The sequence below is a fragment of the Klebsiella sp. SYXHC3 genome, from assembly GCF_057196925.1.
Genome location: NZ_JBXUNG010000003.1, coordinates 157,742 through 179,182, shown reverse-complemented (window position 1 = coordinate 179,182; position 21,441 = coordinate 157,742). Strand labels below are relative to the sequence as shown.

Sequence of the window (21,441 nt, the reverse complement as noted above, 5' to 3'; positions counted from 1 at the left end):
GCCGAGGAAGAAAACGATGTTCGGAAAACTTACACTGGATGCAGTGCCCTACCACGAACCTATTATCGTGGTAACGGTTGCTGCAATCATCGTCGGGGGACTGGCGATACTGGCAGCGATCACTTACTTCGGTAAGTGGTCCTACCTATGGAACGAGTGGCTGACGTCCGTCGACCACAAACGTCTCGGTATCATGTACGTTATCGTGGCAATCGTCATGCTGCTGCGTGGCTTTGCTGACGCCGTTATGATGCGTAGCCAGCAGGTGCTGGCCTCAGCCGGGGAAGCAGGATTCCTGCCACCTCATCACTACGATCAGATCTTTACCGCCCACGGCGTTATCATGATCTTCTTCGTGGCAATGCCATTCGTTATCGGCCTGATGAACCTGGTGGTTCCGCTTCAGCTCGGCGCGCGTGACGTTGCGTTCCCGTTCCTCAACAACCTGAGCTTCTGGTTCACGGTTGTGGGCGTGATTCTGGTTAACCTGTCTCTGGGCGTCGGTGAGTTCGCACAGACCGGTTGGCTGGCGTATCCGCCGCTTTCGGGAATTGAGTACAGTCCTGGCGTAGGGGTCGATTACTGGATTTGGGCGCTGCAGCTCTCCGGTATCGGTACTACCCTGACCGGTATCAACTTCTTTGTGACCATTATCAAGATGCGTGCCCCTGGCATGACCATGTTCAAGATGCCGGTATTCTCCTGGGCATCTCTGTGCGCCAACATCCTGATTATCGCCTCCTTCCCAATTCTGACCGTCACCGTCGCGCTGCTGACCCTGGACCGCTACCTGGGCACCCATTTCTTTACCAACGATATGGGTGGCAACATGATGATGTACATCAACCTGATTTGGGCCTGGGGTCACCCGGAAGTGTACATTCTGGTTCTGCCGGTATTCGGGGTCTTCTCCGAAGTCGCAGCGACCTTCTCGCGTAAACGTCTGTTTGGTTACACCTCGCTGGTGTGGGCAACCGTCTGTATTACCGTTCTGTCGTTCATCGTTTGGCTGCACCACTTCTTCACCATGGGTGCCGGCGCGAACGTAAACGCCTTCTTCGGTATTACCACTATGATTATCGCAATCCCGACCGGGGTTAAGATCTTCAACTGGCTGTTCACCATGTACCAGGGCCGCATCGTCTTCAACTCGGCGATGATGTGGACTATCGGCTTCATCGTTACCTTCTCCGTTGGTGGGATGACCGGTGTTCTGCTGGCAGTACCGGGTGCGGACTTCGTACTGCACAACAGTCTGTTCCTGATTGCGCACTTCCATAACGTCATCATCGGCGGCGTGGTATTCGGTTGCTTCGCAGGCCTGACCTACTGGTGGCCGAAAGCCTTTGGTTTCACCCTGAACGAAACCTGGGGTAAACGCGCATTCTGGTTCTGGATCATCGGCTTCTTCGTCGCATTTATGCCGCTGTACGTGCTGGGCTTCATGGGTATGACCCGTCGTCTGAGCCAGGACATCGATCCGCAGTTCCACTCCATGCTGGTTGTTGCAGCATGCGGCGCGGCGCTGATTGCTTGCGGTATCCTGTGCCAGCTGATCCAGTTCTACGTTTCTATCCGCGATCGCGATCAGAACCGTGACCTGACTGGTGACCCATGGGGCGGTCGTACGCTGGAGTGGGCAACCTCTTCTCCACCGCCGTTCTATAACTTCGCTGTCGTTCCTAACGTTCACGAGCGTGATGCGTTCTGGGAAATGAAAGAAAAAGGCGAAGCGTACAAGCAACCTGCGCATTATGAAGAAATTCATATGCCGAAAAACAGCGGCGCGGGCATCATCATTGCTGCATTCGCAACGGTGTTTGGCTTCGCGATGATCTGGCATATCTGGTGGATGGCGATTGTTGGTTTCGCCGGCATCGTAGTGACCTGGATTATCAAGAGCTTTGACGAGGACGTGGATTACTACGTACCGGTTGCAGAAGTCGAAAAACTGGAAAATCAGCATTTCGATGAGATTAACAAAGCAGGGCTGAAAAATGGCAACTGATACTCTTGCGCACAATGCCCACGCGCATGAACACGGGCACCATGATACAGGACCGATGAAAGTCTTCGGTTTCTGGATCTACCTGATGAGCGACTGCATTATCTTCGCTACGCTGTTCGCAACCTATGCCGTTCTGGTGAACGGCACGGCTGGCGGCCCAGCGGGTAAAGATATCTTTGAACTGCCGTTCGTTCTGGTTGAAACCGCACTGCTGTTATTCAGCTCCATCACCTATGGCATGGCGGCTATCGCCATGTACAAGAACAACAAGAGCCAGGTCGTTTCCTGGCTCGCCCTGACCTTCCTCTTCGGTGCAGGGTTCGTTGGGATGGAAATCTATGAATTCCATCACCTGATTGTTGAAGGTATGGGTCCGGACCGTAGCGGCTTCCTGTCAGCGTTCTTCGCGCTGGTTGGTACCCACGGTCTGCACGTCACCTCTGGTCTGCTGTGGATGGCGGTATTGATGGTTCAGGTATCCCGTCGCGGCCTGACCAGCACTAACCGTACCCGTATTATGTGCCTGAGCCTGTTCTGGCACTTCCTGGACGTGGTGTGGATCTGCGTGTTCTCTGTTGTTTATCTGATGGGGGCGATGTAATGAGTCATTCTACCGATCATAGCGGCGCTTCTCACGGCAGCGTGAAGAGCTACATGACAGGGTTCATCCTGTCGATCATTCTGACGGCAATCCCGTTTGCAATGGTTATGAGTGGCTCTGCCTCGCATGCAGCGATTCTGGGAACCATCCTGGTCACGGCTGTAGTGCAGATTCTGGTGCACCTGGTGTACTTCCTGCACATGAACAGTAAATCTGACGAAGGTTGGAACCTGACCGCGTTTATCTTCACCGTAATCATCATTGCTATCGTTGTTGTCGGCTCCATCTGGATTATGTGGAACCTCAACTACAACATGATGATGCACTAAGAGCGGCGAGTATGTTTAAGCAATACCTGCAAGTAACGAAACCAGGCATCATTTTTGGCAACCTGATCTCCGTGATCGGCGGTTTCCTGCTGGCCTCCAAAGGCCACATCGACTATCCGCTGTTCGTCTGGACGCTCCTCGGAGTATCCCTGGTGGTCGCCTCGGGTTGTGTTTTCAACAACTACATCGACCGTGATATCGATCGTAAGATGGAACGGACGAAAAACCGGGTGCTGGTCAAAGGGCTGATCTCGCCAGAATCATCGCTGGTATACGCCACCTTGCTGGGTATTGCTGGCTTCATGCTGCTGTGGTTCGGCGCTAACCCGCTGGCCTGCTGGCTTGGCGTGATGGGGTTTGTGGTTTATGTCGGCATCTATAGCCTGTATATGAAACGCCACTCTGTCTACGGCACGCTGATTGGCTCACTCTCCGGCGCTGCGCCGCCGGTGATTGGCTACTGCGCAGTTACCGGTGATTTTGACAGCGGCGCGGCGATTCTGCTGGCGATTTTTAGCCTGTGGCAGATGCCTCACTCTTACGCCATCGCGATCTTCCGTTTCAAAGATTATCAGGCGGCGAATATTCCGGTTCTGCCGGTAGTGAAAGGCATCTCAGTCGCGAAAAACCATATCACGCTGTACATCGTGGCCTTTGCCGTGGCAACGCTGATGCTTTCTCTGGGGGGGTACGCCGGATATAAATATCTGGTCGTAGCGGCCGCGGTAAGTGTCTGGTGGCTTGGTATGGCGCTGCGCGGATACAAAGTGGCGGATGATAAAGTCTGGGCACGTAAGCTGTTCGTCTTTTCCATCGTTGCCATTACCGCGCTGTCAGTCATGATGTCTGTCGACTTCATGGTGCCGGATTCACATAATCTGCTGGCTTACGTCAGATAAGATTACGCTAAATGTGAAATGAAAAGAGCCTCCGCTAGCCGGGGGCTTTTTTTTATACGCCAACATAGGATTACTTCATTCATACCGCCCTCCCCTCACTCTTGCACTTCATTTTCTTCATTCATTAAATAGTTAAAAATTGAGAAAAAATTGAGCATCGCTAACAGTCAGCCATCTCGCGCCATTAGCGGAGGGGTGCTAGCCTTGTGCAGTAGGCAAACGCCTACGGAAAACATGGATTTAACAGCAAGGAATAACAATGAAAGAACTAACATTCAACGAAATGGAATCTGTCTCAGGTGGTTTTAACCTGGTGAGCGCTGCAACTGGCTTCGCTAGCTTTGTCGCTAATTCTGCGGCTGGGTTTACCTCATTTGCGCTGACTTCCGGTCTGGCTTTCGCCTCTTTCGTTGGCGATAGCGCGATTGAGTTTGGCAAGTTCCTCCTTGGTCAGGCAAACTGGGAAAGCGTCGTTAGCACCGGTCAAGAGAACTGGGCAAACTTCGTTTCTACCGCTGGTAACAGCTGGAACACATTCGTGAACAACGCCGCTACCGACTGGAATAGCTTCCTGGAGCAGGCCGCTTCCTAATCGGAGCTATATTAAGGGCAGATTTTTCACTCTGCCCTTTCTGTTGTTTTACATTATTTATTCAGCTCTTCATCATTTTATCGTCTGGTTCTCATCCCTTCTTCTATTACGCAACACAGTCGTAATATCTGCTAAACAAACATTTATTTACGCGTCCTTATCCCACCACTACACTAGTCGCAGTTTTTATATTGAGGTGGTAATGAACGATAACAAAATGACGCCAGGAGAACTGCGCGCAACCTGGGGTTTAGGGACCGTATTTTCACTGCGCATGCTCGGCATGTTTATGGTCCTGCCCGTTTTGACCACATATGGCATGGCGCTGCAGGGGGCCAGTGAAGCGCTGATTGGTTTGGCCATTGGCATTTACGGGCTTGCTCAGGCTATCTTCCAGATCCCGTTTGGTCTACTGTCTGACCGAATTGGCCGCAAACCGCTAATTGTCGGAGGACTGCTAATCTTCGTCATTGGCAGCATCATCGCTGCCCTGACCGACTCCATTTGGGGCATTATTCTTGGCCGCGCATTGCAGGGCTCTGGTGCTATTGCCGCTGCGGTCATGGCCCTCCTTTCCGATTTAACCCGTGAGCAGAACCGCACCAAGGCTATGGCCTTCATTGGCGTCAGTTTTGGCGTGACCTTTGCCATCGCTATGGTGCTTGGTCCTATTGTCACTCACCAGTTAGGGTTGCATGCGCTATTCTGGATGATCGCTATTCTGGCCAGCCTCGGTATTTTGCTGACTTTGTGGGTAGTACCAAATAGCCACAATCATGTACTGAACCGTGAATCTGGCATGGTAAAGGGCTGTTTCAGCAAAGTGCTTGCTGAACCTAAACTCCTCAAGCTGAACTTCGGCATTATGTGCCTGCACATCATGTTGATGTCGACTTTTGTTGCGCTACCTGGACAGCTGGAGGCCGCAGGTTTCCCGGCAGCCGAACACTGGAAAATTTACCTGGTGACCATGGTCATTTCCTTTATCGCAGTGGTGCCGTTCATCATCTATGCGGAAGTGAAGCGCAAGATGAAACGTGTGTTCCTGTTCTGCGTCGCTCTGCTACTGATAGCGGAAATTGTACTCTGGGGAGCAGGTGGCTATTTCTGGGAGTTGGTCGCTGGTGTTCAACTATTCTTCCTCGCCTTCAATCTGCTGGAAGCGTTATTGCCTTCGTTAATCAGTAAGGAGTCTCCAGCAGGCTACAAAGGCACAGCAATGGGGATTTATTCTACCAGCCAGTTTATCGGTGTGGCCATCGGTGGCGCCCTGGGCGGCTGGGTAGATGGATTCTTTGACTCGCAGACCGTGTTTTTACTGGGTGCGCTACTGGCGATGCTGTGGCTACTGGTGGCCAGCACCATGAGTGAACCGCCTTATGTCAGCAGTCTTCGTGTTGAGATCCCGGATGATGTCATCATTAATGATGAACTACAGCGCCGTCTGCAGTCGAAACCAGGCATCGAGCAGGTTATGATTGTCGCTGAAGAACGTTCAGCCTACATAAAAATTGACAGCAAAGTGACCAACCGCTTCGAGGTTGAACAGGCCATCATTGCAACTTCATAATAGACCTGAATTTCTGACCTCTAAACAATAAGTCGAACGACTGTACACACAGAAGATACTCTCGGGTATCTTCTGTTATCAAATATGAAGTTGCGAAATAATACCCATCGCTTATCTAAGCGTCGTTTGTGAAGTTTAATTCACATTAAAATTAATAGATCATTTAAATATTCACTATTATATAAAAAACCCTCTGATTAGTATATTGCCCGGTGTGCAAAGGTACATCATTAACAATTCATTAATCTAGGATGGAATTTAAAATGAAAGAATTAACCGCAAACGAAATGGAATATATCTCTGGTGCAGGCATTATCGACCTGCCTTGTGCTTTGGTTGATTTCACCATTCAATCTGCACTGGGTCTGGTTGCTGCGGGTATTAATGCTGGTATGATTCTGGCCTCCTCCGCTCTGGAAACCACGATTGACCTGGTTTCCAATATTCTTGGTGGTTCGCCATCCAGCCTGGGAAGCATTCTGACCGACCATATCAACTCCCTGCTGTATGCCGAATCTGGGGTTTGGTCTAATTTTGTTTATAATGCTGCCACTGACTGGGGTGGTGTTGTTGATGCCCTGCAGAGCTAAATAGTATAAGGCCAGTCAGTTTTCTGACTGGCCTTATTTCAATTCTTAATTCTTATCTTCACCACACCTGAGATACATATCGCACGCTGTCATGTAATCATCGTGCCAACGCCAGTAAACATGCAAATAAAAATATCCCATCGCAGGTATCATGCAGACAATAAGATATGCATAAAAGTATATTCCCCAACCTAATAATTTCAACAACAGACTCATCGCCACAATCCAGAATAACTGAAGAGTGAAGAAAATAAATAATCTTAACCACAAGGGTTTTCTATATATCCCTGGAAGAACCATCGTATTCACAAGATTTACATCAAACTCTTTTTGGAAAAGTCTGCCTAAAAAAGTGTAACGCCTTGAAGGATGAGCGAAAATCAGATTAACCATCAGTATCGCTGAACACAGAATCAACATGGCAACGATCAACTTTGCTGAAAAAAAACCATTAGATAAAGAAAAATCATCATCAGCAACCAATGGACTGACAACCACAAAACTGGTCAAAAACGTCATAGTGACGTTCAGGCAAGTATAATAATGAAGATTACGGTATTTAAGCGTAAATGCAGTTTCCTGCTGTAACTGCTTGACGTAACAATTTCTGGCAAACCAGCACATTAGATAAACAATGATCGGCACAAAAAAGGCAATACAGACCATTGCGGTAATAGTCGGCAAAAAAAACAGACACGCCTTTACTGCCAGATAGCACACGATGAAACAGCATCCAGTTGCGACAAGTGGATGCCACAGCAGAACCTCAAAACGCGAGGCGATTTTCCCCTGAAACCAGGAGAAATTGATATTTCCTATCTCGTATTTATAAGCCCAGTACCCCTTTAGCTCATAAACAAAGCTGAACATTGTTAACGAAAAAATGGCACTTACGGGAAATGCATCCTCCTGGGTCAACAAATACCCTCTATTTTTAACATATAGCGCAATAAGTAATATACAAATAAAATAAAGATACGGGAGAAGCGACCGATCCTGACGACGAATGAAAGTTAAATAATCCGGGATCATATTAACCTCGTGGCGCCACCAATAGTTTTCTACAGTGTCTATAATACTCTGCAGAGAAACCGTCGAAATCATTTAGCAATTGTCCGAGATACGCCTTATTGCTGATTTCAACAAACCTGGCAGAGGGGATATGTTGTAAAAAAGCGCTCATAGATGCTGCCCACTGTACCCTATGGGTCAAATGCAAAGATAAGTTCTCTTTAATTTTCTCCGGATTATATTCTTCACACCCGGTGACATTCATCAGTACAGGATGATTTGGCCGGAGAATTTCCACCGTCTTCAGCGCATCCCGCATGGGTTGAACCCCCTCAGACATAAGAGGTGTATGCCAGGCTCCGCTAACGCCAAGTTTGATAGCTTCCAGGCCAGCCCCCATTAGTCTCCCGGTGAATTCACTTAAATCTGGTAGCGTACCGCCAACTACCTGCTGGTAGGGGCTATTATCACAACTCACAACAACTTGATTTCCGGAGTCGTTAATCAACTGGCTTACCATTTGAAAATCAGCGCCTCTTACCGCTAGCATTGCGCCTTTATGGATATTGCTTAAATCATCCATAATGGTTGAGCGCGCCAATATTAGCTTGAACACATTTTCCAGCGTTAAGGCGCCGGCCGCGTATAATGCGCTATACTCACCAACGCTATGCCCGCACGAACCAATAACATTCGCATCAGAGAATTGCTCGGCATACAGACTATATAGTGTGACATTGATAGCCGTCACCGCTGCCTGCTGCGTCGTCGTTTTCACCAGACGATTCATCGGCCCTTTCTGACACAACCGGCGCAGATCTAACCCTGTCACATCGCTGGCACAGTCCCAGATTTCCCTGGTAGTTGTATTCAAATCCCATAAATCTGCTCCCATTCCGACAACAGGGTTTCCCTGACCGGCGAAAATAAGCACCGTAGGTTGCACTGATTGTTTTGTCATAAGCGATATATCCTTATAAATAGTATTTAAATCCGACGTAAACTCCGAGGGTCTCGCCAAAAAGTGCGAACTCAGAATCATGACTACCGAATGCGCTATACAAACCCGTATAAATCTCAGCTTGGTCACTTAATCCTTTTAACGGATTGATATAATGAGTACCTACTAAGGCACTACCATCAACTAAGTTCATCACCAGATAGGGCTGAAGCGTTGAATGATCTGCATTTTGTAAACTTAGCCATGAAGTAATATAATGCCGTCCCTGCAGCATTCCTTTATTCCCTGTATTACTTATTTCTGAGCCCATCAGATACTTATAATCATCAAACACTTTGTCTAAGCTGGCAAAACCGGTTTTTTTACTTAATAACTTAATAAAGTCAACCTGTTCCCGCCATGCCGATTTTGAATAACCTTCACTTTGATAGTAGTACTCGATGCCCAACACACTAAAAAGGTCGGTGGTATACTGCCCACCAATGGCTACTTCATAGCCACTTTTGTCATTCTGCGCATAGAGCGATGAAGGATATAGCCCAGAAAGCACCTCATCCTTTTTTTCATGAGAAAAATGCCGCCATTGCTGCGTTTTGTGAAGCGCAACTTCTACATTGACTACAAACTGAGGTGTTAAGTTGTAGCCATCTGCTAGTGCCAATGAAGTAGAATCACCAAGCATCACATTCGCAGCCAGTCGATGATTAACAAGGTGATAATCGGTGTAACTTAATAAATAGTATTCATTGCTGTTAGCCCTTTGATTGGCCGTCCAGTTGCTTGATGACTCATAGTATTTATCAATACTTGCTAATTTTGGTATAACTGTGAGTGAGAATGCATAATCACGAAATTCTTTCGCTAACCGCCCTCCCCAATACGACTCGCTATAGGCAGACTCCAGCTTCGGGTCGTATATCCGTGTCGGTTTAAAACCTGCATAATAGGTGGTCACCAGTGAAGCCGGGGATCTTAAATGAAAGGCTCCTGGAAGTGAATTTAGCTTTCCACCCTCAAGACTGACATTTTCAGATAACGACAAGTTAAGCTTAAGTCTGTCTATTAACATTTTGGCGCGATGTTCATCTTTTTCGAATAATCCCACGCCATGTATTGGATAAAATCCAAAATTATATAGTGAAAAATCCAACCCCAGCACATCATCAACTAAGTAACAAGCACTTGAGAAGTTAATGGCAATATCATTATATACGTTGTTCGTTGTATACGGATTGGCTCCATTGATGCGCCAGATCGAGTCGCTTTTGTGCGCAACAGATGTCTGACCGGTCAAAATAAACTGACTATTAGAACGTATTTCATCACCTGACAAACAATTAGCCCCTCCCCATAATGGAGTTATTAATATAGAAAGCAGCAAAGTAACCAGATGGCCTTTCACTTCACGCCTCTCTGAATAAACTCTTTAGTGAAGTGAAATTCAGGTAACGACTCCAGGCGGACATCACTATACTTCATGACAGAATACCCCTTTTCATAGCGCGCATTCTGCACAATGATCTCTGTTGGACGGTATTTCCCTAATACCATCTGATAGTTTGTATATAAGACACTTTTGAGAAGTTTATTATCGAGAGTGTAATATGATGCTTTGAATGGCCGGCATTCTGCATCTTTCTCCACCAGATAAATCACTTTAGGATAAGTAACGGCCTCGGAGTTACGAGTGAGAGACAGTCGATAGCAAATTTTATCACCGCAGGGTTCCTCCCCTTCCAGAGTGGAATCATAGGCATACTCGAAGTTCGTGACGATAACATCACCATTAGAGATCTGACCAATTAATCGTTGTGAGCGCGAAATAGGAATAGGTCTGCGTAGTTCGGGTGTATAAAACCATAAATCATACCAATCAGATAACATGATCTTGCCTTTATCTCGCGGAGGATAGGTAAAACGTATAAGTGAACGAGCATCAGCTTTCAAACCGTTTACCGGCTTAATAAATCGCATCGATATATCCAGCGATTGCTTATTTTCAGGCTCTGTTCTACCTTCTTTATACTCAAGTACAGTCACGTTATAGCGGAAAGGTTCATTTGGTGAGCGAACATCATCAGCTTTGCGAATAATCTCCAGGGCTTGCTGGCTATCACTCGTCGCATGTCCAGGGGCTGAATATGAAAATATAGCTATTATGAATAAATACCATGCATTGGTTTTCATACTGTCCTCTATGAAAATTTGAATGCATCGGTAATGTTGAGGCGCGATGCACGATATGCGGGAATAATGGAAGCCACGGCAGATGTTAAAATTGGTAATATCAAGGTTATCCAAATCAATCCCACATCATTCGTTTTAATAAATGCGGTATAACCTACAGATTGTCCAGGCGAAGGTGGCATCGCAATACCTGAGATATTAATTATAGCGGCAATAGTGAATCCAAAGAGAAGACTCCCTAATGCGCCAAAGATACCGATATATATGCCTTCCAGCCAGAATAAACGCGTAACACGGTTTGATTGTAAGCCAATTGCGCGCAGCGTAGTAATTTCTCGGGTTCGCTCGACAATACTCATCGTCATTGAATTGCCGATCATAAATACTACGATAAGTGCCACGATAAGTTTGATAAAAAAATAGATACCGGACAGCATACCTTCCACCTGCTGGTAAAAAATAGAATTCTCCCTCCAATCCTTAACGATCAAAGGTAAATGCTGGTCCGCTATATATCTTCTCATTTTCTTAACAAACGACGTTACATCATCGTTATTCAGCAAAATGACTATCTTACTAACACCATTAGTACCCATGATTTGCTGTGCAGTCTCAAGGGGCATTTTGATTACAACATCATCATAATCCTTTATACCTGATTCAAATATTCCACGTAATTTTACAGATATAGCTCCCTGACCTCCCGCTATATTAACAGTCATGATATCAAGCCAGTCACCGTAGTGGCTATCTAAGGTTTTTGCCAGGCCGCTGCCAATAGTAATCTCATCATGTTTGACACGAGATAAGTCGCTACCAAAAATTATCTTATCAAAAGCTCCCAACTTCAGGGCCGGTAATGGCTCAACGCCCTGTGCTGAAAAATAATTGGATGTTTCAGTTTCGTAATGTGAGATTATTCCGCTAAACTCAAGTTGTCCGGAAATTGTAGAAATCACATCAGAAAAATCGGCGTTCTGCAAAATTTTATTTTTCAGTGTAATATAATCAGATATCAGACTCTTATTTTTGTTAGCAGTTTCAAAGTAGGTGCTATTATAAATCTGTACATGACCAATATTTGTACGTATTGTTTGCTCTTTGAGTATCCAAAAAGAGTAGTTGATAAAACCACCATACAAAAATATGGCGCAACCACCTAATATAATGGCGAAAATGGTAGAAAACGTTCTTCGCCGGTGCCGTAGCAAGTTCAAAAATGAGAATTTAGCATCGCCAAAATTAAAAATAATGTTATAAACAACAAATATTAATAGCAACACCACAATTGAATTAATAAATATCATATCCTTTGACATTCATTCACCTTTAATAACGGGAACAATAATCTGTAATACTTCAACCATTTCCCAAGCCGGCATTTCGTTATTTTCAAAATCAATTTCACGCTGCTGATTAACTCTCCGCAGATGATCAACGAGCTGTTTTTCTTGCTGTTTCATATGGCAATTATGAAGGGCCCTTAAACGCATTATTAGTATATTACCAATGATCTCACTGCTAAATTTATCTTTATTCTTCAGCAGTAGGTCAGTATCCTCGATGGTAATCACACAGCGCCCTAACCCCACTGGTAGCCAGGCATCAACTCTGGCACGTAAGTATCGAATCAGCATGTTGTCTTCATTGGTATCTACCGCTTCATCAAGATAAAAAAAGCCCGTCTTTGCATATTCAGAAGCGTTAATGAGATCATTGATACTCTGATAATAGTTAGCCTGTCGCAGCATTCCCCACGAATAAAAGATCAGCGCGCCAACTTTGTTAGTACGTTCATACTCTTTAAATAAATCAGAAGTGATAGATGCTAAAGCCTGTGGTTCACCAGGAAATCCATCCTGTAAGACTCGGGCAGTCGCAGGGGTTGAAACCTTCTCAGCAAATACTGAAAATGTAACCATGCTAAGACACAGGAGTAAAACTCTACAAAGATTACTTCGCTGAATCATAAATTATTGCTCCATCTTTGATATCTACTCTCCGTCGAGCACGATCTTTAAGCTGAGTCGAATGTGTTGAGATAATAAATGTTGTTTTCGTCCGTTGATTAATCTCAAGCAGGAGGTCAAGAATTGATTCACCAGTAGCAAGATCCAGGTTACCTGTAGGTTCGTCAGCGACAATAACTTCAGGGCTATGCGCTAGCGCCCTTGCAATAGCGACCCGTTGCTGTTGACCGCCTGACAATTGGCCAGGTTTTCTTGCCAATAAGTGGGATAAACCAACACTCTCAAGGAAATGTAACGTTCTCTCTCTAGCCTCTTTCGTACTAAAATGACCGTTGAGCGTCAGGGGATAATAAACATTATCAAAAACACTCAGCACCGGTATTAAATTGAAAAATTGAAATATGAAACCTAAATGACGACTGCGAAGGCGTGCAAGATTTTTGTCTGACAACATATTGAGATTTTTATGCAGAAAGAAGACATTGCCAGCAGTCGGTGTATCAATACCGGAAAGTATATTAAGTAAAGTACTCTTACCACTACCAGAAGGCCCGCATAACGCAAGAAACTCGCCTTTCACAACATCCAGATTAATATTGTTTAGAGCATAAGTCATATTGTCCTGATAACCATAAGTCTTATATATACCAGATAATGAAATATCAGGTAATTCTGTTATATTGCTGCGCATATCCCCTCCTATTGGTACCAGGTATCAAAATAGGCATAGCCGCTAACTACTCCCGGAATAACGGTTCTGAGACAGCCATTATGCAATGCATACTGATTAATATATTGCCAACTTAGCGCCGGTGTCATACATCCGCTACAGCCGTAGCGAGCAATAAGATCGATGCCGGTATGAGGAAATGGTTTTGTTTTATTGATTCCTCCGGCATATGCAAGGAGATCTATATCATCAGTATTTTCAACATCTGGTAAATGTGGGTTATTGGTTGCAGTAGGTATATATGGCCCACAATGTATTTTTAGATCACTTTCCCTTTTACTAAAAATAAAACATCCCACTCTTTCTATTGATATATTTATCCCGGGAATGAGTCTTTTATTGTTTTTTACTTCACTCTGGATCATACTTTCAGCTGTAAATGCCAACAATGGCACAGCACGATATCCTCCGCAGATAACGACAAAATCAAATACATCCCATGCAAGATAATCCTGCGCCATTGCCATCGCCTGATAAAGGGAAAAATTTTCGCCGCGAATTTTGCAAGTAACATCACTTATTGAAAATTTCTTAACCAAGTTCTTTGGTAGAGTATCAATAGTAGATAAATTAAGGCTACTGATATTGTACTCAAAGACGCCTGATTCTCCCCAGGAATCAATATAAATAAAAGCAGTTCTCGATTTCAGTAACAGCATCCTTTCTTTCGCTGACATGCTATGTAATGCGGCATCTGATACTTTATCGAGGGCGTTAATATAAGGAGTATGTTCAGGACGTCGTGTAATCTCTCGAGTATAAATTTCCCTTCTTGAGCCAAAACGTTTGAATCTCCAGCCGTTAGCTCCCGTAGTTTTCAAGGCAGTATTGTATGAGTGAGACTCCCATACATTCAACCAACTTGGATAGTATAAATAAAATGGCTCGTCTGGTTCCATGAACGAATATGAAGACAGATACATACTATTCTCCATATTAGTCAGTATTATTATGCAAATTAGTCATCAAAAGTGCAACGACGGAACCGTCGACCCCCAAGCCAGTTTTCAGAAGGTGTTTTTTAGTATGTTTACATCCCCCCCCCGCTAAAGAGATATGGTGTGCGACATCCTTTATAATCCGATCTTTAACGACAGGGAAAATTAATTCTCTATTAAGCAGTATATGATGCCCAATAACTAAATCGATTAATCCAGAACCTGTTGCGGTATAGCCAATTTGTCCCTTATAGGCCAAAACTGGAAGACTATTTTCACCGGCATACATGGTGATGGCTTTTGCCTCAACATTATCACTTGATGAGGTACCATTACCATGGGGAATAAATGCACAAAGGTCTTCTTTTTTTATATCCTTATCATTTAACATTGCATTAATCAACTTTAGAATACTAGTACTTTGCCAGTAGGAATCATTACTACGCCCAGCATTAATCTGCTTGTAAGCCGAAGTAATGCTTATTCCATGGCTTTTCCCTCGCCCTAATCGGTGCTGTTGACTTTCCAGTAACATAGCGCCATACCCCTCAGCAAAAATTACACCATTACTGTTTATACCGAAGGGTTGGACCATTTCACTCTCCAACATTCCCTGGCTCTCAAGGAACACTAGATCTTGATATTTAATTTTTGAAATATTGATGATCAGCGCCAGATCAATACCACCTTGCTCTATTGCCCTGATCCCCAGGTGGATAGCAGTGAGTGAAGAGTTACTGGTGCAGTTCATATTTGGGGGAAGATGTTTTAATTCGTATCGTTTTGCAAGGCGATAGGAAGCCGTGTCCTGCGACATATTTTTCACTGATAAATTTTTGATTGAGGATATCAATGAAACATCTTCCATATCATTATAATTATAGAAATTTCTATAATCCATGACATCAACGCGCGGACCTATCCCTGTAATATATACTCTGACCCTATTACCTTTCAGGCAGTCTTCATTGAGGCCAGCCTGAATTAAGGTTTCATTGATAAGTTTATATACCAGGTCAAAAGCGCTATCATTATCCCGTTTTAGTTTCGCTATCAGTATATTGCCAGAAAATCCACAGTCGATAGCCTGTTTATCTGAAGTAAACCATGGAGATAAGTGTACACGTTTACCTTGCCGCAAATTTTCAATTAACAGCGAACTATTCTCTGCATACGGTAAACACACACTGAAACCAGAAATAATAGCCCTTTCGCTCACCTTATAATCCTTTTATCACAATAGCGTAATAGTTTCCGCCTTCAGTCGCTCCAATTAAAAGAACGTATCTAATAGTTAGATTAAGTGATTGGTTCACAAAGTTGACTCTCTCATCAGAAAATTGTCGAGTATAAGGAATAGCAGGAACCGATTGTCTGCGAATACAATCAAGAAGAACCGCCAGGTTTAGCAGACCTGCAGAAGAGGCGACAAAACCAAAGAATGCATTGTAATTCACAACCGGTACATGAGGATTAAGGCAATTAAATGACGTATATATCGCATTCGTTTCTATCATTGAATTTACTTCGCTACCATTACTGGTCCCGCAAACTAAATCAATTTCTTTCGAGGTAATACCCGCATCCGCAAGCGCGCGAGTAATTGCCATAGACATTGCTGCGGACTTCTCCTCAACCTGTGTCACGTCAAAATAGGTATTGCTACATGCCTTACCATAACCAGCGATTTCAGCTAATACCTCAGCGCCGCGGGCCACTGCTGACTGTGGATCTTCCAGGAGCATCATGCATGCGCCTTCACCTGGTACGTAGCCCTGTGCTTCTTTGCCATATATCTGATAATCAGCCGGATCGGACATCATATGAATTTTATTTGTCACCGCATCCATATAAAGCGACATAGAAGGAAAGTATTCATCAGCCCCGCCAATTACAACCTGCGGTTGGAGCTGTTGGCGAACAATTTCATAGCCATAGGTCAATGCGCCAAGCGCAGCATTTTCACCGGTAGCCAACGTTGTTGTATATCCTTTGACCCCTTCTGAGATCCCACAAAATGTTGTAATTGAGTTCATTAGAGAGCCGGGAAATTCCGAAGTCCGAACTTTCCGCGGGTCAGGTTTCAAACTTTGCAAATACTTATAGGTTGTTTCTTGCGGCCCTCGCGCCATTCCCAGAACCATACCCAGATCATCTCCATCTCGTTTGATCTTGCGTTTAGCCATATGCAAAGTTTCTGAAAGTGCGAGTAGAGCAAACGTACCGCCGCGAGTTGCCTTACGCGGGTCGTATCGACGTAGATGTTTGCGTGGTTCCAGGCCTTTCACCTGATAAGTTTTAAAATTCTCTTCTGTCTCCGGCTGCTTGTACTCCTCTTCCTGATATTCACCACCAAATATATCCGCAAACTGATTGGTTTTGGCCAATACACCCAACAGCTCTTTCGCCTCGTCAAGCGTGTCATCAGGAAAGACAACACCGCTGAGTTCTACTGAGCTGTCGCCTTCATGGATATAGTGAAGAATCTCATTTAGAGTGTGACCTATAGCCGATACAGCGCCTACTCCAGTAATAGCAACTCGTTTTGCTTCATAGGAGGTGAGTGGAACTGAACAAGGTTTAGTGCTGACAATCATGCAGCAGTTATTACCGCCGAAAGCATAATTGTTCTTCATAAAGATATTGATATCTTTATTACGAAACTCGTTCGGTACATAGTCCAGATCGCAATTGGGACGAGCCTGCGAAAAACTGAGTGTTGGCAGAACTTTTTTTTCTGGCAGAGTCACCAGGCACGCAATAAGTTCGACAATTCCTGCCGCCCCAATATTGTGACCAAAATAAGATTTTGTGGAACTTATTAACAAATTTTCTGCTCCGGAGAAAACCTTCTTCATTGCCAGAGTTTCGATTTGATCATTAGCTTCCGTACCCGTGCCATGCGCATTGACATAATCAATTTGTTCAGGCTTGACCCCAGCATTCGCCATCGCTTTTTGCATAACCTGCACTGCACCACTGGCGCGTGGGTCGGGACCTGTTTCATGATATGCGTCGCAAGATGTCGCGTAAGAAAGAATTTCACCGAAGATGGTCGCGCCACGCGCCACCGCATGTTCATACTCTTCGAGTACAATGGCCCCCGCGCCCTCGCCAATAGACATACCTGAATGCCCTGAAAATGGCGAGCATGATTGCGGATGCATAACATTCAAGGCATAAAAACCCGCGAAAGTGGGTAAATAGATGGGTTCTGTACCTACCGCCAACATAGCCTTACTTTTGCCATTTTGGATATAATCAAAAGCCATACCGACGGCATTCGGGCTTGCGGTGCAAGCCGTCGCAACAAGTTCCACTCCGCCCTTCAAGCCCAGTAGCGTTGAAGCGCTGGAGCAACATGATGAAAAACTGCCCGAAAACAGAGCCTTTCTTAATGAAAAGTCCTGAATACGCTGCTCGAAGAGAGGGAGAAACGCTTCTGTACCCGCAGAAGAAACGCCCACAATCATCCCCATCTCTTCCAGACACTCGCGATTGGCGGCCAGTTCTGCCTGCTCTAGTGCTTCCTTACCAACTTTGTAAGCCCAAAGCGCGGCATTATCGAGCGATGCAACAATTTCTTCAGATAATTCGGGACAATGAATTTTATGCAGCATTTCAGCCGCTCGGGCATTCGCAAACCATTTAGAAAAGCGAGCGCTGTCAGCAATACCATTTTTTTTAGCCAACAGCGCTTGCCTGAAGTCTGCAATATTGTCGGCGAGGGATGACAATATTCCCATGCCGGTAATAACTACTCTTTTTCTGCTCGTTTTCATATTTTTCTGTTCTATCCAGAGTGGTTAACAACGATTCCGAGAATGCCGAGTTAAGAATAAAGTCGCTAATTGTTATACCGTTTCAAGCGCGCTTTTCGCCTTCAATTCATCAACATAACTATGGATTGTTGGGTTAACCAATAAACTCAGATTATAAATAAAAGGGACATTTTGGGTTTTGGCTGTGATTTCCCCATTTACAGTTTGAATAGTAAAACCGGAGATATCCGCTAATGCATAGCATTCGTCAATAAGTGCCAACGCGATCCAATGCTGTTTCGCAGGAGAATATGCTGCTTTAACAATAACACCGACTTGATGTCCATTAACCATCACAAGGTCATTTGAGTCGATGTGACTACATCCAACATCAGGAGCAATTCCAACAAGTTTGCGCTCAGCCCCCTTCCGCGATAGTTCTTCTACCGCACTCTTACCAATAAAGTCTTCCTTGTCATACTGAATAGCCCACTGCATTTGTAGTTCTACTGGATTACGGGAGTAATTATTATAAAGGCTTTCGTCCCATCCCGGGTTTTCTACTCTCACCAGACGTTGATAATCTAAACCACCGGTTTTGAGCAAATACTTAGCACCTATTTCTTGTAACTTCATCCACATTGTGACTAGCGTTGCTTGTGGGCCGATCAACTGATATGCAAATTCACCATGTTTTCCGCAGCGGAAAACCATTAACTCATCATCAGTGTTCATATATTCATAATAGGGTAGACCAATGATATCAAAGCCATAGACCTCCGCCATTATCTCCCAGGCATAGGGGCCTTCCAGCATAATAGTCCCCCAATTATTTTCCTCCATCGCTTTGATTTCAGGGATCTCCTGAATATCTAACTCCTCAGCTTTAGTCAGTACTTCGTTGAGTACATCTATAATTTCTTTAGAAGTAAGGTTCTCGGATAAAATATAATAACCATCAGCGGCGCACAAAACATATGCATCACCACGGATATCCCCGTCAGCGTTTAGCAGTAGGGAGTAAATACCCTGCTCATCACGGATGATTGATACATCAGCCGAAACCATGTAGTTTACCAACGCCCATGCATCATCTCCCATCACACTGGTGATAGACATATGAGAATAATCCACCAACAAGGCATTTTCACGCACAGCCTTATATTCTTCAAAAATATCATGATATGAAGAAGGTACGCGTTGATGATTATAGATTCCCATAACCGCATTATTTTTAAAATGAAGATCAGAAAGTAAATTCATAAAATAGCCTTTAATATAACCTTATCAATTCAGGATGTTTTTTTCTTTAGAATGAAAGATGCCAGATTATTTATGCTTCGCATATAGGCTGGATCATCACCTTCCGAGACCTGAATGTTGAAGGTTTTATCAAGCATTACGATGATTTCCGTGGCATCTACAGAGTCTAGTTTCAGTCCATTGCCAAACAGCGGTGTGTCATCATCAATTTGATGTGCCTCACGTTGAACATTTAGGCGTTGAATAATTTCGGACTTAATCGTCATAATTATTTTTTTTCTTTCATCGATTTCATCATTAATGTTGGTCACACCTGTTCTCCTTGGTAATTAAATGACTTCTCTAAAATTAATAATCACGCCCTGGCTAATGATCTTCTTCCCGACATTAGCTGTGACTGAATAATGTTTAAACCCACTCTCATCAGAAAATGAGAGTTTACTTACCACTTCAATCGTATCTCCCGGGTACGCTGTCCCTTTAAACTTCAAGTTCTGAGAAGCTAACACTCCACGGACCTGCGACCGCCTCGTACGTATTGTACTTAGCATATCCGGATGCTTTATATAAGCATGAATGTCACGCAATGTTCTCAGTTCTTCACCCGTTCGCCCCTGGTAAATATCACAGATATCAGTGAGAAAAGAGTAATACTCGCTTGCCTGACCAAATATTTCAGAAATAATAGCTCCTGGCATAATGGGATCTTCTGGGAAATGCCCAAGCAGATACGGATCATTATAAGTCACATGCTTTATAACTTTGATGAAACCATTCTCGCCATACTTATAATCAACTATCTGATCGACCATAAGTAGAGGTTGACGCCAGCCCCCCATAGCAAGAAATATTTTCGGCGGTATCGGATACTTAGACATAAATCACCGCATTACCATACCACCATCGACCACGATGGTTTGCCCTATAATATAGCTGGATGCTGAAGAGCTTAAATAAACAATGACGTTTGCTACCTCATCGCATTTTCCGAGTCGTTTTAATGGAATTGAGTTAGTCACCTCACGAACCACGGTACGGGGAACCTTCTTCGCCATTTTAGATTCAATCATTCCTGGCGCTACCGCATTAACACGCACTCCCCGCGGGGCCAGCTCAGCCGCAAGAGTGCGGGTGAAACTTAAAATTGCACCTTTGGATGCACAATAGTTTGCCTGGCCAATGCTTGGTACCAGAGCTGCAACAGATGCAACGTTGATAACAACTGGACTTTCCGCTGAACGTAATAACATTAATGCTTCTTTCGTTAACCGAAACAGACTAAGTAAATTGATGTTGATAACCGAATAAAAATCATCAAAACTCATTGATGCAAAGAGGCTATCTTTAACAATTCCCGTATTATTCACCAGCACGTCCAGTCTTCCGGCATCTATGGTCAGGCGCTCGCACAACGCCACGACTTCTTCCCGGTTCGTGAGATCGCAAGGCAAAATATGTAGCAAGTCACCATTGGCATGATTTTCTTTCAGTGCAAGCAGCGGTTCGTCATTCGATTTATATAATGCATAAACAATACATTTTTGCTCAAGAAATTTCCCACAAATTGCAAGACCTATGTCGCCGCTAGCACCAGTAACCAGCACCTTTTTACTTGCAAGATCGTTATATTTATACATTTTATATGAATGCCTTAAATTAATATATGATGGTTACGGCTATCGCATATGTCCGGCAATGTGAAATACTTAATGAAATATTCATCACTCGCTGCTCATTAAGAATATCCCTAACTCTACCGGATAATATAAACTCAGGTTTTCCATATTCGTCATGAACAACTTCAATATCATGGAATCGAATTCCATGGCCAAATCCGTAGCCAATGGCTTTTACCAGAGACTCCTTTGCAGCCCAAAATCCTGAGGCTCGTTCATAATTTAGATCAATAATATCGATTTCTTTTATTTCATTATTCGTAAATACTCTCTGAAGAAACCCCGACTTATGATTAATAATAGCCTTTTTTATTCTTGCTACTTCGACAATATCTGTACCAATACGCATTACATA

Annotated in this window: 22 protein-coding genes; 7 read left to right on the top strand and 15 right to left on the bottom strand. The window is 44.3% G+C overall.

The window, feature by feature from the left end:
* Nucleotides 1–16: 16 nt before the first annotated feature.
* From cyoB to AC2CGP_RS10355, 7 genes are all read left to right on the top strand, one after another.
* Nucleotides 17–2,008, top strand: a complete 1,992-nt coding sequence (gene cyoB / locus AC2CGP_RS10385; RefSeq protein ID WP_015704587.1) for a cytochrome o ubiquinol oxidase subunit I — start codon at nucleotides 17–19, stop codon at nucleotides 2,006–2,008.
* Complete coding sequence (locus tag AC2CGP_RS10380) at nucleotides 1,998–2,609, top strand: cytochrome o ubiquinol oxidase subunit III (RefSeq protein ID WP_015704586.1); 612 nt, start codon at nucleotides 1,998–2,000, stop codon at nucleotides 2,607–2,609. Before cyoB ends, AC2CGP_RS10380 begins: the two co-directional genes overlap by 11 nt.
* The gene (locus AC2CGP_RS10375; protein WP_015704585.1) at nucleotides 2,609–2,938 is read left to right on the top strand and encodes a cytochrome o ubiquinol oxidase subunit IV; all 330 of its coding nucleotides are present in this window, start codon (nucleotides 2,609–2,611) and stop codon (nucleotides 2,936–2,938) included. Before AC2CGP_RS10380 ends, AC2CGP_RS10375 begins: the two co-directional genes overlap by 1 nt.
* Before the next feature lie 11 nt (nucleotides 2,939–2,949).
* Nucleotides 2,950–3,837 (top strand): heme o synthase, encoded by an 888-nt coding sequence (cyoE, locus tag AC2CGP_RS10370; RefSeq protein WP_015367961.1) that lies wholly within the window; start codon nucleotides 2,950–2,952, stop codon nucleotides 3,835–3,837.
* Nucleotides 3,838–4,096: 259 nt separating this feature from the next.
* Nucleotides 4,097–4,429, top strand: a complete 333-nt coding sequence (locus tag AC2CGP_RS10365; RefSeq protein WP_015367962.1) for a hypothetical protein — start codon at nucleotides 4,097–4,099, stop codon at nucleotides 4,427–4,429.
* A 43-nt stretch (nucleotides 4,430–4,472) separates the two neighbouring features.
* Nucleotides 4,473–5,999: an MFS transporter gene (locus tag AC2CGP_RS10360; RefSeq protein WP_207188219.1), complete on the top strand. Its 1,527-nt coding sequence runs from the start codon at nucleotides 4,473–4,475 to the stop codon at nucleotides 5,997–5,999.
* A gap of 263 nt (nucleotides 6,000–6,262) precedes the next feature.
* Nucleotides 6,263–6,589, top strand: coding sequence for a hypothetical protein (locus AC2CGP_RS10355; RefSeq protein WP_015367964.1), 327 nt, complete (start codon nucleotides 6,263–6,265; stop codon nucleotides 6,587–6,589).
* 45 nt (nucleotides 6,590–6,634) lie between these two features.
* Here AC2CGP_RS10355 and AC2CGP_RS10350 read toward each other — a convergent pair whose 3' ends face one another.
* From AC2CGP_RS10350 to acpS, 15 genes are all read right to left on the bottom strand, one after another.
* Nucleotides 6,635–7,621 (bottom strand): hypothetical protein, encoded by a 987-nt coding sequence (locus AC2CGP_RS10350; protein WP_110916680.1) that lies wholly within the window; start codon nucleotides 7,619–7,621, stop codon nucleotides 6,635–6,637.
* A 1-nt stretch (nucleotide 7,622) separates the two neighbouring features.
* The gene (locus AC2CGP_RS10345) at nucleotides 7,623–8,561 is read right to left on the bottom strand and encodes an ACP S-malonyltransferase (protein WP_032713983.1); all 939 of its coding nucleotides are present in this window, start codon (nucleotides 8,559–8,561) and stop codon (nucleotides 7,623–7,625) included.
* Nucleotides 8,562–8,574: 13 nt separating this feature from the next.
* The gene (locus AC2CGP_RS10340; protein WP_050483357.1) at nucleotides 8,575–9,963 is read right to left on the bottom strand and encodes a hypothetical protein; all 1,389 of its coding nucleotides are present in this window, start codon (nucleotides 9,961–9,963) and stop codon (nucleotides 8,575–8,577) included.
* Nucleotides 9,960–10,748: an outer membrane lipoprotein-sorting protein gene (locus AC2CGP_RS10335; protein WP_032713981.1), complete on the bottom strand. Its 789-nt coding sequence runs from the start codon at nucleotides 10,746–10,748 to the stop codon at nucleotides 9,960–9,962. The genes AC2CGP_RS10340 and AC2CGP_RS10335 overlap by 4 nt, the downstream gene beginning before the upstream one ends.
* A gap of 8 nt (nucleotides 10,749–10,756) precedes the next feature.
* Nucleotides 10,757–12,067 carry an ABC transporter permease gene (locus AC2CGP_RS10330; protein ID WP_020079478.1) on the bottom strand — a complete coding sequence of 437 codons (1,311 nt, stop codon included), beginning with the start codon at nucleotides 12,065–12,067 and terminating at the stop codon, nucleotides 10,757–10,759.
* Nucleotides 12,068–12,670 carry a hypothetical protein gene (locus AC2CGP_RS10325; RefSeq protein ID WP_227502747.1) on the bottom strand — a complete coding sequence of 201 codons (603 nt, stop codon included), beginning with the start codon at nucleotides 12,668–12,670 and terminating at the stop codon, nucleotides 12,068–12,070.
* A 31-nt stretch (nucleotides 12,671–12,701) separates the two neighbouring features.
* A complete protein-coding gene (locus AC2CGP_RS10320; protein ID WP_015367971.1) occupies nucleotides 12,702–13,409 on the bottom strand; it encodes an ABC transporter ATP-binding protein in 708 nt (235 codons plus the stop codon).
* Nucleotides 13,410–13,417: 8 nt separating this feature from the next.
* Complete coding sequence (locus AC2CGP_RS10315) at nucleotides 13,418–14,371, bottom strand: ATP-binding protein (protein ID WP_213759354.1); 954 nt, start codon at nucleotides 14,369–14,371, stop codon at nucleotides 13,418–13,420.
* Between the two features lie 13 nt (nucleotides 14,372–14,384).
* Nucleotides 14,385–15,605 carry a beta-ketoacyl synthase N-terminal-like domain-containing protein gene (locus AC2CGP_RS10310; RefSeq protein ID WP_213759353.1) on the bottom strand — a complete coding sequence of 407 codons (1,221 nt, stop codon included), beginning with the start codon at nucleotides 15,603–15,605 and terminating at the stop codon, nucleotides 14,385–14,387.
* Nucleotide 15,606: 1 nt separating this feature from the next.
* Entirely contained in the window at nucleotides 15,607–18,168 is a 2,562-nt protein-coding gene (locus tag AC2CGP_RS10305; protein ID WP_213759352.1) for a beta-ketoacyl-[acyl-carrier-protein] synthase family protein, read from the bottom strand.
* A 72-nt stretch (nucleotides 18,169–18,240) separates the two neighbouring features.
* On the bottom strand, nucleotides 18,241–19,410 hold the full coding sequence (locus AC2CGP_RS10300; RefSeq protein WP_020079483.1) for an aminomethyl transferase family protein: 1,170 nt from the start codon (nucleotides 19,408–19,410) through the stop codon (nucleotides 18,241–18,243).
* 29 nt (nucleotides 19,411–19,439) lie between these two features.
* Nucleotides 19,440–19,721: an acyl carrier protein gene (locus AC2CGP_RS10295; protein ID WP_020079484.1), complete on the bottom strand. Its 282-nt coding sequence runs from the start codon at nucleotides 19,719–19,721 to the stop codon at nucleotides 19,440–19,442.
* Nucleotides 19,722–19,739: 18 nt separating this feature from the next.
* On the bottom strand, nucleotides 19,740–20,288 hold the full coding sequence (locus AC2CGP_RS10290; RefSeq protein WP_020079485.1) for a hotdog family protein: 549 nt from the start codon (nucleotides 20,286–20,288) through the stop codon (nucleotides 19,740–19,742).
* Nucleotides 20,289–20,291: 3 nt separating this feature from the next.
* The gene (locus AC2CGP_RS10285) at nucleotides 20,292–21,047 is read right to left on the bottom strand and encodes an SDR family oxidoreductase (RefSeq protein ID WP_020079486.1); all 756 of its coding nucleotides are present in this window, start codon (nucleotides 21,045–21,047) and stop codon (nucleotides 20,292–20,294) included.
* Between the two features lie 19 nt (nucleotides 21,048–21,066).
* Complete coding sequence (gene acpS / locus AC2CGP_RS10280; protein WP_020079487.1) at nucleotides 21,067–21,435, bottom strand: holo-ACP synthase; 369 nt, start codon at nucleotides 21,433–21,435, stop codon at nucleotides 21,067–21,069.
* Between the last annotated feature and the right edge of the window lie 6 nt (nucleotides 21,436–21,441).